Here is a 12,033-nt window from a genome sequence, read left to right as displayed (position 1 = left end):
TTGACGTTCACGCCGCAGCAGCCATCGGCTGCGCGGCCAAAGAGGGAGGCGAAGCCACGAGCCGCCCGCCTTCCACGGGCAGCAACTCGGCGACATCCGCGCCATACAGTTGACGTAGCATCGATTCGGTCAACGCCGCGGCCGGGCCGTCGTACACCACACGGCCGTGACGCAGGGCGACTACACGAGGGCAATATCGCAGCGCGACATCCACTTGATGCAACGACACCACCACGGCCACCTTGCGCGTGCGATTGATATGCGCGAGCGTGTCCATCACCTTGCGAGACGACTCCGGATCGAGCGAAGCAATCGGCTCATCGGCCAAAATGACGCCCGCGTTTTGCACCAAGGTGCGCGCAATCGCCGCGCGTTGCTGTTGTCCGCCCGATAGCGTTGAGGCGCGTTGGCGTGCGTAGTGATCAATGCCGACCTGAGCCAGCGCTTCCATTCCGACCCGCACCTCGTCATGGCGGAAATGGCGCAGCAGACTGCGCCACATCGGCACGCGTGGCAGCATGCCCACCAACACATTGGTGATGACGGGCAGACGCCCCACCAGGTTGAACTGTTGAAAGACAAACCCGATCTCCGCTCGGACCTGACGCACCTTCGGGTGGATCCGGCCGTTTCGCTGCACCTCGCGACCATTGACGCGCACGTAGCTGTCACCTCGGTCGGCCGCCACAAAACCGGCCAAATGCCGCAGCAAGGTCGACTTGCCAGACCCCGAAGCGCCGAGCAGGGCCACCATTTCCCCGGGTGCCACGCTCAGATTCACCTCGTCCAAAGCCTTGTGGCCGGCGCGGAAAGACTTGCTGAGGCCGCGCACCTCGATCGCATCGATCATATGAACCCCCGTTTGAACCATGGCGGTAGTCTGTTCAGCCGGCGTGACAAGGTGATGACCGACGCATGGGGCCGGCAAGGCAAATTCGGCTGCGCGGCTCCTCCGCCGCCACATCACTGTCATAGTTCCGGCGTAGTGCCCCGCCATAAAAACGACAAACAGGCAGCAAATACGGGAAAACCCTGGTCAAAAAGCCAGGATCGCGGTACCATTAGCAGTGTTCTGTGTGAAAGCGTCCCGGCTGGATTTTCAGCCCCGCGAATGGCGGTATGGGTACCACACAGGGCGTTCGACCCCGCTTCTTCCGATGACGCGCCTCTTTAGTGCCATCGCGACCAAGCCGCGCATTTCGCGCGTTTCGCCCTAGACGGACGTGTGTACCCGCCCCGGGTTCCGCCAGGAATTCCGGCCCGTACCCGACCTGCCGGGACGATAGCTGTCCCATTTAGCCCGAGCTTGTTCGGGCCCACGCGTTCACAGCCGATTACGCGGCCTACGCGCGTATAGACCAAGGAGATTCATACATGGCAAAAGAAGAACTGATCGAACTTGACGGCATTGTGGACGAAGTTCTGCCTGATAGCCGCTATCGCGTGAAACTGGACAATGGTATCGAAGTCGGCGCTTACGCCTCGGGCCGTATCCGTAAACACCGTATTCGTATCCTGGCTGGCGATCGCGTCACGCTAGAAATGTCGCCCTACGATTTGACCAAGGGCCGCATTAATTTCCGTCACAAAGACGAGCGCGCGCCCAGCACCCCGCGTCCCGCGCACCACCGCCCCCATCGTTAATCTCGGGCGTCGTGACGGTGGCCCGGCGACGCGGGCGCACCTCACACATCGGCGAGGCTCAAGCGCCCTGCTAGGGTTTCCACGCGCCGATGAAAATCGCGGGATCCACCCGCGCGTCATTCAAGCTCACGTTCCAATGCAAATGCGGCCCGGTCGCGCGACCGGTGGCGCCGACTTTCGCTATGGTCTGCCCGCGAGCGACCTCGTCGCCGACCCTCACGTCGATCGCGGACAAGTGGCAGAACATGCTGATAAAGCCCTGGCCATGGTCGACGAAAACGGTTTTCCCGTTGAAGAAATAATCGCCGACCAGCACGACCCGCCCGGCCGCGGGCGCTTTGACGGGCGTACCGGTGGGCACGGCGAAGTCCAGCCCTGAATGAGGATTGCGTTCCTCGCCGTTGAAAAACCGCCGTAGCCCGAACGGGCTCGACAGCCGTCCGCCCTCCACGGGCCGGTCCAATATCACGTTGCTAGGCGTGACCCCGTCCCTGAAGGTGCGATACGCGGCCAACTGCGCGTGAAGTTCGCGTTCAATACGCTTGAGATCTTCGGGATCGGGCGAGACCTGCCGCTTATTCTTTAGTTTGATGTGCTGCGCGACATATTCCTTGGCGCGCACGTCGAAGGGCAATGCGCTGCCGCCCTGAACCTGCACAGTCTGCCGTCCCGGGCGCACGCTTAATGGAATGCCAACGACCGCGATCCATTGCTCGTCGCTATCGCGCAGCACCATCACGCGGCGGCCGTCATAGTTGACGGTCGGCGCATGCGGCGCCGCGCCCAACGGCACGACGGCCACGCCCCCAGGCACCGGCGTATTGAGCTTGCGGCTGATATAGCCTTCGGCCAGCGCCGCTGTCGTAGACGTCAGCAGCGTCAATCCCACCAGCGCCCGCGCCAGCCAAGCGAATCGTTTACTGACCGTCGTCGCGCGCATTCGGCTCACAGACACAGGTTTGCCGCCTCGGCCAAGGCCGTGCTCAGACGCGGAACGCGGGTGTACATCTTGGCCTCGGTCTTGCCCTTCCATGTCTCGGCCTTCAACACAACCTCGACGCCCGCCATGCCTTCCACGACGAGCTGGTAACCATTATGGATAGGCTGGCGTATGGCCTGAGTATCCAGCCCCTTCCAGGCTGAATCCACGCACTGCACATAGTCGGCAGCAGTCCGCGTGGTGGAGCCAAAAAACACGGGTTCGCGTTTGGCGACGTCTTTGACCGAAGCGCAACCGGCCAGGATCAGCAAGCCGGCGATGGCGACAGGGGCTCTGAAATTCATAAAGCAGTCTTCCCAATGGATGTGGCGGCGCGGTCCAAAATGGCCATCCGGCCAACTATAGCGCACGGGGGACGTGCCCCACGCCGGTCAGCCGGCCGGGCACTGGCGTGGATCACTGCGCCGGCGGGCGACGCGCGGACTTCGGGCGGAAGGCCTTGACCACAGCGTCATGCGTTTCCGAATAAGGCCCGCCAATAAGATCAATACAGTATGGCACCGCGGCGAACACGCCTTGCACCAGCACATTGCCCTCGGCATCTCGCAGGCCCTCTAGCGTCTCGCGGATGGCCTTGGGTTGGCCGGGCAAATTGATGATCAGGGCCGCATGGTCGGCCGTCTCACGTATCACGGCCACCTGCCGCGACAAAATGGCGGTGGGGACAAAATGCAGGCTGACTTGCCGCATTTGTTCGCCAAATCCCGGCATTTCTTTGGTCGCTACCGCCAGCGTCGCCTCGGGCGTCACGTCGCGGCGCGCGGGGCCGGTGCCCCCGGTAGTCAGCACCAGGTCGCAGCCAACTACATCGACAAGCTCGATCAGGGCCGCCGAAATGGCCGAGGCCTCGTCGGGCACCAGACGTTCACTGGCCTGCCAGGACGACGACAGAGCAGTTCCCAGCCACGATTTCAAGGCTGGAATGCCCTCATCTTGATACACGCCTGAGGTGGCACGATCGGAAATCGAGACCAGCCCCACCAGAAGGTCGTCGGGATGGCGGCGGACTAACGGTTGTGTGGTCAATGACATAGCCAGCGTAAAAAATCGAAAACGAAATGCTAGCGCATTATCCGGGCAGCGGGTCAGCGGCTCGTTCTGAGTCAGGAAACCGTAAGTGACTGCCCATAAATCTGCAATAATTCAGCCTACGCTCACCGCCCGATCATCCCCCTCCCCCATGTTTCATCTCTTCTCCGGCTTAGAGTTCTGGATTGGCGTCAGCCTGGTCCTAGCCCTCACTTTCGTCCTGGCCTTCGAATTCATTAATGGTTTTCACGACACGGCGAACGCTGTGGCCACTGTGATTTACACCAAGGCGATGCCACCGCATCTGGCGGTGATGATGTCCGGGATTTTTAACTTTCTGGGCGTGTTGTTGGGTGGCGTCGGCGTGGCTTATGCGATTGTGCATTTGCTACCCGTGGAGCTGCTTATCAACGTGGACACAGGCCGCGGACTGGCGATGGTGTTCGCGATGCTGGCCGCGGCGATCGCGTGGAATCTGGGCACGTGGTATTTCGGTATCCCGGCCTCCAGCTCGCACACGTTGATCGGCTCGATTCTGGGCGTGGGCCTGGCGAATGCGCTGATCACCGATGTGCCCATCGCAGATGGGGTGAATTGGGGCAAGGCCATGGACATCGGCCTGTCCCTGGTCGTCTCGCCAATTGCCGGATTCCTGGTGGCCGGCTGCCTGCTGCTGCTGTTCAAACGCTGGTGGCCAACGTCCAAAATGCACAAGACGCCCGAGCAGCGCAAGCAAATGGATTCCAAAAAACACCCACCATTCTGGAACCGCCTGGTGCTGGTGTTGTCCGCCATGGGCGTGAGCTTTGTGCACGGATCGAACGACGGTCAGAAAGGGATCGGCCTGATCATGTTGGTGCTGATTGGGATCGTGCCGGCGCAGTTTGTGCTGAACGAAAACAGCACGTCGTATCAGATCGACCGTACGCGCGATGCCGCCACACACTTACAGGCGTTTTACATGCGCAATCAGAACGCCGTCGACCACTTGCTCGCGGTGTCGAGCAACCGTCACGACAGCAGCCATCTGCCGGAGCAGTTTCATTGCGATCCTCAGCTTACACTGGCGACGATCGACGCGCTGCGTAAAGAGCTGACGGGGGTCACACGTTATCAAGAGCTACCCGCCGACAAGCGCATCACCGTTCGTCGCTACCTGCTGTGCCTGGATGACACCGCCAAGAAAGTCGCCTCGCTCGAAGGCCTGGAAAGCCATGACCGCGAGGACCTGAACCGTCTGCGCGCCGATCTGACGGCGACCACCGAGTATGCGCCGTTTTGGGTGATCGTCGCCGTCGCGCTGGCGCTCGGAAGCGGCACCATGGTCGGCTGGCGCCGTGTGGTGCTGACCGTGGGCGAGAAAATTGGCAAACAGGGTATGACCTACGCGCAAGGTATGTCGGCACAACTGACTGCCGTGGGCGCCATCGGATTGGCGAACGTATTCAGCCTGCCGGTTTCGACCACGCACGTCTTGTCTTCGGGCGTGGCCGGCACCATGGTCGCCAACAAGAGCGGTCTGCATAGCAGCACGATACGCACCATCCTGCTGGCTTGGGTGTTGACCTTACCGGCGTCGATGCTGCTGGCCGCCGGCTTGTTCTGGGTCGGTTTGCAGATCGCGGGCTAGCAATGGGCGGGCGAATCTGCCCGCCGCGCGGCACTCAGCTCGCCAGCACCACCAGGACGCCGTAGACGATCACGCCAAAGATCACGGCCAGCCCGGCGTTTCCCAAGCGCTTGACGCACAGCGCTGTGGCGAGCAGTCCGCCCACATAGGGCAGAATCTCGCCACCCGGTTCGAGCGCGAGAATATCCGGCACGATGACCGCGGTCGCGATGCCCGCTAGCAGGGCCGGACCTAACGCGGTGAACATAGAGCGTCCAGCCGCGCCAGGCAGCGGCTGGCGGCGCCGCGATAACAAAAAAGGCAGCGAACGCGTCAGATACGTGATCACGGCCATCGCGACCACCGCGACCCAGAATTCAAGCGTATTGCCCATCATCATGCGTTTTGCAAACGGAAAGTCACGCAGCCCGCGATAGCCGCGGCCACGATGCCCAGCGTGGTGTATCCCAGCGCCGCGCACACAGCACCCACCGCCAGGGCCGCCAAAATCGAGGCGCGCAACTCGCGTGTGACCGTCTGGCAAACCAGGGCCATGAACAAGGCGGGCAAGGCAAATCGCATCACCTGAGCCACCACCGGGAAGTGGTGTTCCAGACTGTCGCCGGCAAACACACCCACGGCCGTTCCGGTGATCCAAGTCAGCCATGCGCCCAACCCGAGCATCACCATCCAGCGTCCTCGATGCTCAGGCGTCACGTGTTCTAAGCGGTGCAAGGCCGTGGCAAAGACCTCATCGGTCAACAGAAAAGCGATCCGCAGCCGCGTGGCGAGCCGTGGGGGCAGGAACCGCGACAACAACGGCCCATATAGCAAGTGGCGCGCGTTCAAGAGCGAGCACAATGCCACCACCCATAGCCACGGCGTGCCGGCTTTGATCGACGCCAGCAGCAAAAACTGACTCGCCCCGGCATAGACGATGACCGAGATCAACACCACTTGTAGCGGCGACAACCCGGTGGCGGAACCCGCGATACCGAACGTCACCGCCACGGGAAAGTAGCCGATCATGATGGGCACACAGGCTTTGAGTCCGGACCAGCCAGGGCCGGTTACCGGCACGGCGGGCTGCGGCTGCCGGGCAGGCGATCGAGACATGAAACACTCCAGGCACAACAGAAGCAAACGGACAGGTACGATCCGGGACACGCACGGATGATCGACCTGAACATGCGAGGCATACGGTCACAAGCAGTTTACCCGCCAGGGGCGGCATAATACGCGCTCTGCCCCACTAGCGGATTTTCGCGTACGCGGCTGTTATTTCGGATTTCATCTTGCTCACCATTATTCACGCTGATTTCAATCTTCGCGCCCATGGCGACATGGTGCTGGCCTTGCTCGACGAGTACGCGCGCGATCCCATGGGCGGCAGCGAGCCGCTGTCGGACTATGCACGCGCAAACCTGATCCAGGAGCTGGCGAAACGCCCCACCGCGGGCGCACTGATCGCCTTGCAAAACGGCGAACCGGCAGGCCTGGCCATCTATTTCGAGGGTTTCTCGACGTTTGCTTGCCGGCCGTTGTTGAACCTGCATGACTTCATGGTAGCCACGCGCTTTCGGGGCATGGGAATTGCTCAAGCGCTACTGTCGAAGTTGGACGAGGTCGCGCAAGCCCGTGGCTGCTGCAAGATCACGCTCGAAGTCCTGCAAGGTAATGAACCTGCCAAAGCGCTGTATCGCAAGGCAGGCTTTGAAGGCTATGCCCTGGCCGAGGAAACCGGACAAGCCATGTTCTGGCAAAAGAAATTTCCCGCATAACTTTGGAATCGCAACATGAAAATGCAAGAAATTCCGTTCGGCACGACGGACTGGCACACGATCGAACCCACTGAGCACCCCGGCCAAACCGGCATGGCGTATTGGCGGACTTGCCAGTTCGGCGATATCCGCGTGCGCATGGTGGACTATTCCGCCGGTTATCTGGCGGATCACTGGTGCAGCAAGGGACACATTTTGTTTTGCCTGGAGGGCGAGCTGCACACCGAGCTCGAAGATGGCCGCCGTTTCGTGCTGGTGCCCGGCATGAGCTACCAAGTCGCCGATGAGGCCGAGGCACACCGTTCGTCCACGCCCATCGGCGCGCGTCTATTCATCGTAGATTGACACAGGCATTTTCGTTTACCCTCTAACTTAGCGCGCGAGACGGATGCGGCCGTCTCGCGGCCATGAGGGGACCTCGCCGCGAACGATACGGTAACTTTGCCTGAAATGTCTGATGCGCCCTTGACGCTTTACGTGGATGCCCGATTGCTCAGTCCTTATGCCATGAGCGCTTACGTCGCGCTGGCCGGAAAAGGACTGCCCGTGGAACTGCGGATGATCGATCTGCAAGCCGGCGAACAGCGGCTGCGGCCGTATGCGAGCCGCGCCCTGACGGCGCGTGTGCCAGCGTTGACGCACCAGGGGTTTCATCTGACCGAATCGAGCGCGATCATCGAGTACGTGGAAGAGGTATTCCCGGCTCCGCAATATGCGGCGCTATTCCCGGACAGTGCCCAGGCACGCGCCCGTATGCGTCAGATTCAAGCCTGGTTGCGCAGCGATCTGGGCGCGCTACGCGAGGAACGGCCGACGGAGGTGGTGTTTCACGGCGCAGCTGTCGAGCCACTGAGCGCTGCGGCCGAAGCGGCGGCCGCGAAGCTGCTGCGCGTGGCCCAGACGCTGTTGCCGGAGGGCCAGCCGTCGTTATTCGATCGGTGGACCATCGCCGATACCGAACTCGCCCTTATGCTGCGACGCCTCGCAGGCGACGATGAGCTGCCCCCTGCATTGCAGCGTTATGCCGACGAGCAATGGCAGCGTCCGCCCGTTCAGGCTTGGCTGAAGCTCAATCAGGAAGCCCGGTAAGCCGGAGCTCAATCCTCCACCCGCTAAGCCCGGGAGCGCGTGCGCGCCGCGCCTCAGAGCGGCGCCCCTTCGCGACGCCGATGGCGCTCTGCGATACCTGCCTCACCCCCATGTTGCAACGCAGCATTTATTGCGCTGTAATGGTGTTTGTCCGTAAAGTGTCCATCCCCCTATAGCCGCGTCCCGCGTCTATACCAATCGGAGATCGCCGTGGCCAAACCCACCAACGATCAACAGTCTCCTGCCTCGCCGTCCGCCAATCCTTGGACGGCCGCCTACGATTACACAGTAGATACGCTGCAACGCAGTGTGCTGTACGCCGATGTCATGCGTCAGCGCGGCAATCAGTATCAGCGCCACATGGCCAAGCGTCATCCCAACGTGCTGAGTATGAAGTCCGAGCTGGTGCTGGATGCCCGGGAATTCGAGCGACCGGTGAATTATGGACTCCTGCGCATCGTGCCGCCTGATGACGTGCCGGCCGATCCGCTGAAACGGCCCTTCTTGGTGGTGGACCCGCGCGCGGGGCACGGCCCGGGCATTGGGGGGTTCAAACCGGAAAGCGAAATCGGCGTCGCGGTGCGAGCAGGTCACCCCTGCTATTTCGCCTCGTTTCTGCCGCAGCCCACCGAAACCCAGACGGTCGAGGATGTCATGCGGGCAGAAGCGCGATTCCTTGAGGAAATCATCGCACTGCACCCCGAATCCGAGGGCAAGCCTGTCGTGGTCGGGAATTGCCAGGCCGGCTGGCAAATCATGATGACCGCGGCGATGCGACCGGAGCTGTTTGGGCCAATTATTGTCGCGGGGGCGCCCCTATCGTATTGGGCCGGTTGGCGCGGCATGAACCCGATGCGGTATAGCGGCGGGTTGCTGGGAGGTAGCTGGCTGACGGCCATGACCAGCGATCTGGGCAACGGCCAGTTTGATGGCGCCTGGCTTGTACAAAATTTCGAGAATCTCAATCCGGCCAATACGCTATGGAGTAAACAGTACAACCTGTACGCCAAAGTGGACACCGAGGCGTCGCGATACCTGGACTTCGAGCGCTGGTGGGGCGGCCATGTGTTTCTGAATGGCCCCGAGATTCAGTACATCGTCGACAACCTGTTTATCGGTAACCGTCTGTCCACGGCGGGGCTGGTGACCTCTGACGGCATCCGCATCGACCTGCGCAATATCCGGTCGCCAATCATCGTGTTTTGCTCCAAGGGCGATAACATCACGCCGCCGCCGCAGGCGCTGGGCTGGATCCCCGATCTGTACCAGGACGATGCGGAAGTCGTGGCCCATGGGCAGACCATCGTCTACGCCGTTCACGAAAGCATTGGCCACCTGGGCATCTTCGTTTCCGGCTCGGTCGCGCGTAAGGAACATACCGAATTCACCGCGAACATCGATTTGATCGATGTGTTGCCACCTGGCATTTATCAGGCCGAAATCGCGGACAAGACGCCCGAGACGCTTAATGCCGATCTGGCGCCGGGTGATTACGTGGTGTCGTTCGCGCGGCGCAAGCTCGACGATGTGCGTGCCATCGTCGATCGGAATGAGGAAGACGACCGGCGCTTTGCGGCGGTGTCGCGGATTTCCGATATCAACCTGGGTCTGTACCGCAGCTTTGTTCAACCGTGGGTACGCGCGATGGTCACGCCGCAAAGCGCGGAATGGATGCAGCGCATGCATCCGCTGCGTCTGCCCTATGAACTGATTTCCGATCGCAACCCGTGGGTCGCGCCGGTCGCCCAGATGGCGCAGCAGGCACGTGAAAACCGCCGGCCGGTGGCAGCCGACAACCCGTTCGTCGTCATGGAGCGGATGATGTCGAACAGCATCGTGACGGGCCTTAATTTCTGGCAGGAACTGCGCGATGCGGCGGGCGAACAATGGTTCATGGGCATCTATGGCTCGCCGTTGGTGCAGGATTGGGCCGGCCTGAACGGTGCCAAGCGCGATGACCCACCACGCAGGCATCCAGGCGTTTCGCCAGAACACCGTGAATTCATGGACCAGCGCGCGGCCGAATTGCGCTCGCAGCTGGATAAAGGTGGCGTGCGCGAGGCGGCGATCCGCATGATGCTCTATGTCTCCAGCGCGGAGGGCAGCTTCGACGAACGCAGTTTCGCGATGCTGCGCAAAATGCGCGCTGACGCCGATGCCAATCTCGCGCTGCAGGAATTCAAAGACGTGGCACGCGATCAGGCGCTGATGATGCGCCTGGACCGTCAGGGCGCGCTGCAAGCGATGCCCAAGCTGTTGGAGGGTGCGTCGGCTGACGAGATCCGCCATGCGTTTGGCACGATGCGTCATGTGCTGGAAGCGACGGGACCATTGAGCGAACGCGCACGCGCCTGCCTGGAGGAAGTCGAGACGATATTCCGCGAGGCAGCGCAACGCGCCTTGGCGCGCGAACAGATGGCGAGTGGCAGTCCCACCGGCAAAAAGCGGGCATCACGTCATACGAAGAACGCGCCGCTCGGGTCCGAGACCGCCGAAGCCGTGCCCAGCCCGGAACTCACGGCCGAGGGTGCAGCAGTGTCCAAGCGCCGCGCATCCGCGTCCCCACGTAAGACGACAGTGCGCAAACGTACGAAAAGTTAGGCCGTTGCGCGCAATAAAAAACCAGGCACACAGTGCCTGGTTTTTTAACGCCTGCCGGACGCTCGAAGCGCCCGTGCGCGATCAATCCGCGCGCTCTTCCAGAATCGCCACGGCGGGCAAGGATTTACCCTCCAGGAATTCGAGGAAGGCGCCGCCGCCGGTCGAGATGTAGCCCACTTGCTCGGCGATCTCGTACTTGGCGATGGCAGCCAGCGTATCGCCGCCACCCGCGATCGAAAACGCGGGCGATTCAGCGATGGCCTGAGCCAGCACCTTGGTGCCATTGGCGAACGCATCGAACTCGAACACGCCTACCGGACCGTTCCAGACGATGGTGCCAGCCTGTTGCAGAATCTCGGCGAGCCGCTGCGCGGTCTGAGGACCGATATCCAGAATCATGTCATCGGCTTCAACTGCGTCGGCCGCCTTGACGGTGGCTTCGGCATCCGCCGCGAACGACTTGGCGCACACCACATCCGTGGGGATGGGCACGTCGGCGCCGCGCTTTTTCATGATCTCGATGACGGCGCGAGCCTCTTCGACCTGATCCGGCTCGGCCAGCGATTTGCCAATCGACAAGCCAGCCGCCAGCATGAACGTGTTGGCGATACCGCCGCCCACGACCAGCTGATCGACCTTGTCGGCCAAGGACTGAAGAATGGACAGCTTGGTCGAGACCTTGGAGCCACCGACGATGGCAACCAGCGGACGCTTGGGCTCATGCAGCGCACGACCCAGGGCATCGAGTTCGGCTTCGAGCAGCGGGCCGGCGCAGGCGATCGGCGCAAAGCGTGCGATACCGTGCGTGGTGGCCTCGGCGCGATGGGCCGTACCGAACGCATCGTTGACATAGACGTCGCACAATGCCGCCATCTTGCGCGACAAGGCTTCGTCGTTCTTCTTTTCGCCAGCGTTGACGCGGCAGTTTTCCAGCAGCACGACCTGGCCCGGATGAACCGTCACGCCGTCGACCCAGTTCTGAACCAGCTGCACGGGCATGCCCAGCAACTGCGACAGACGCTGGCCCACGCGGGCCAGCGAGTCGGCTTCGGTCAGCACGCCCTCTTTCGGGCGTCCCAGGTGCGAGGTCACCATGACAGCGGCGCCGCTGTCGAGCGCCAGGCGGATGCCCGGCACCGAGGCGCGGATACGCGTGTCTTCGCTGATCTGGCCGGCGTCGTTAAACGGCACGTTCAGATCGGCGCGGATAAACACCCGCTTGCCATGCAGCGCGCCAGACTTGGCCAGCGCGGACAGGGTATTGACCTTGGCCATGATGG

At 62.0% G+C, this 12,033-nt stretch carries 13 protein-coding genes; 6 read left to right on the top strand and 7 right to left on the bottom strand.

Going from position 1 to position 12,033, the window contains the following annotated elements:
• Nucleotides 1-7: 7 nt before the first annotated feature.
• Nucleotides 8-850, bottom strand: a complete 843-nt coding sequence (gene phnC / locus GOQ28_RS11670; RefSeq protein ID WP_160356562.1) for a phosphonate ABC transporter ATP-binding protein — start codon at nucleotides 848-850, stop codon at nucleotides 8-10.
• Between the two features lie 524 nt (nucleotides 851-1,374).
• Here phnC and infA point away from each other — a divergent pair.
• A complete protein-coding gene (infA, locus tag GOQ28_RS11665) occupies nucleotides 1,375-1,644 on the top strand; it encodes a translation initiation factor IF-1 (RefSeq protein WP_160356561.1) in 270 nt (89 codons plus the stop codon).
• A gap of 70 nt (nucleotides 1,645-1,714) precedes the next feature.
• On the opposite strand, the gene GOQ28_RS11660 is transcribed toward infA, so the two are convergent.
• The 3 genes from GOQ28_RS11660 to mog form a co-directional block, all read right to left on the bottom strand.
• Nucleotides 1,715-2,584, bottom strand: coding sequence for a peptidoglycan DD-metalloendopeptidase family protein (locus tag GOQ28_RS11660; protein WP_160356625.1), 870 nt, complete (start codon nucleotides 2,582-2,584; stop codon nucleotides 1,715-1,717).
• 5 nt (nucleotides 2,585-2,589) lie between these two features.
• Nucleotides 2,590-2,928: a hypothetical protein gene (locus tag GOQ28_RS11655; RefSeq protein ID WP_160349297.1), complete on the bottom strand. Its 339-nt coding sequence runs from the start codon at nucleotides 2,926-2,928 to the stop codon at nucleotides 2,590-2,592.
• 112 nt (nucleotides 2,929-3,040) lie between these two features.
• Nucleotides 3,041-3,676 carry a molybdopterin adenylyltransferase gene (mog, locus tag GOQ28_RS11650; protein WP_160356560.1) on the bottom strand — a complete coding sequence of 212 codons (636 nt, stop codon included), beginning with the start codon at nucleotides 3,674-3,676 and terminating at the stop codon, nucleotides 3,041-3,043.
• Nucleotides 3,677-3,824: 148 nt separating this feature from the next.
• On the opposite strand from mog, the gene GOQ28_RS11645 reads away from it, so the two are divergent.
• A complete protein-coding gene (locus tag GOQ28_RS11645; protein ID WP_160356559.1) occupies nucleotides 3,825-5,303 on the top strand; it encodes an inorganic phosphate transporter in 1,479 nt (492 codons plus the stop codon).
• 34 nt (nucleotides 5,304-5,337) lie between these two features.
• Here GOQ28_RS11645 and GOQ28_RS11640 read toward each other — a convergent pair whose 3' ends face one another.
• On the bottom strand, nucleotides 5,338-5,682 hold the full coding sequence (locus GOQ28_RS11640; protein ID WP_442862100.1) for an AzlD domain-containing protein: 345 nt from the start codon (nucleotides 5,680-5,682) through the stop codon (nucleotides 5,338-5,340).
• Nucleotides 5,679-6,398 carry an AzlC family ABC transporter permease gene (locus GOQ28_RS11635; RefSeq protein ID WP_160356558.1) on the bottom strand — a complete coding sequence of 240 codons (720 nt, stop codon included), beginning with the start codon at nucleotides 6,396-6,398 and terminating at the stop codon, nucleotides 5,679-5,681. The genes GOQ28_RS11640 and GOQ28_RS11635 overlap by 4 nt, the downstream gene beginning before the upstream one ends.
• A 179-nt stretch (nucleotides 6,399-6,577) precedes the next feature.
• Between GOQ28_RS11635 and GOQ28_RS11630 the strand changes: the two genes are divergently transcribed.
• From GOQ28_RS11630 to GOQ28_RS11615, 4 genes are all read left to right on the top strand, one after another.
• Nucleotides 6,578-7,063, top strand: coding sequence for a GNAT family N-acetyltransferase (locus GOQ28_RS11630; RefSeq protein WP_202109699.1), 486 nt, complete (start codon nucleotides 6,578-6,580; stop codon nucleotides 7,061-7,063).
• A gap of 15 nt (nucleotides 7,064-7,078) precedes the next feature.
• A complete protein-coding gene (locus tag GOQ28_RS11625) occupies nucleotides 7,079-7,408 on the top strand; it encodes a DHCW motif cupin fold protein (RefSeq protein ID WP_160356557.1) in 330 nt (109 codons plus the stop codon).
• Nucleotides 7,409-7,513: 105 nt separating this feature from the next.
• A complete protein-coding gene (gene yfcF, locus GOQ28_RS11620) occupies nucleotides 7,514-8,152 on the top strand; it encodes a glutathione transferase (RefSeq protein ID WP_160356622.1) in 639 nt (212 codons plus the stop codon).
• Nucleotides 8,153-8,362: 210 nt separating this feature from the next.
• A complete protein-coding gene (locus GOQ28_RS11615; protein WP_160356556.1) occupies nucleotides 8,363-10,753 on the top strand; it encodes a DUF3141 domain-containing protein in 2,391 nt (796 codons plus the stop codon).
• Between the two features lie 81 nt (nucleotides 10,754-10,834).
• Here the strand turns inward: GOQ28_RS11615 and GOQ28_RS11610 are convergent, their stop codons facing one another.
• Entirely contained in the window at nucleotides 10,835-12,028 is a 1,194-nt protein-coding gene (locus GOQ28_RS11610) for a phosphoglycerate kinase (RefSeq protein WP_160356555.1), read from the bottom strand.
• Nucleotides 12,029-12,033 lie beyond the last annotated feature (5 nt).

The sequence above is a fragment of the Bordetella sp. 02P26C-1 genome (assembly GCF_009763255.1).
Taxonomy (GTDB): domain Bacteria; phylum Pseudomonadota; class Gammaproteobacteria; order Burkholderiales; family Burkholderiaceae_B; genus Bordetella_A.
This window is presented reverse-complemented; position numbering and strand designations above follow the sequence as displayed.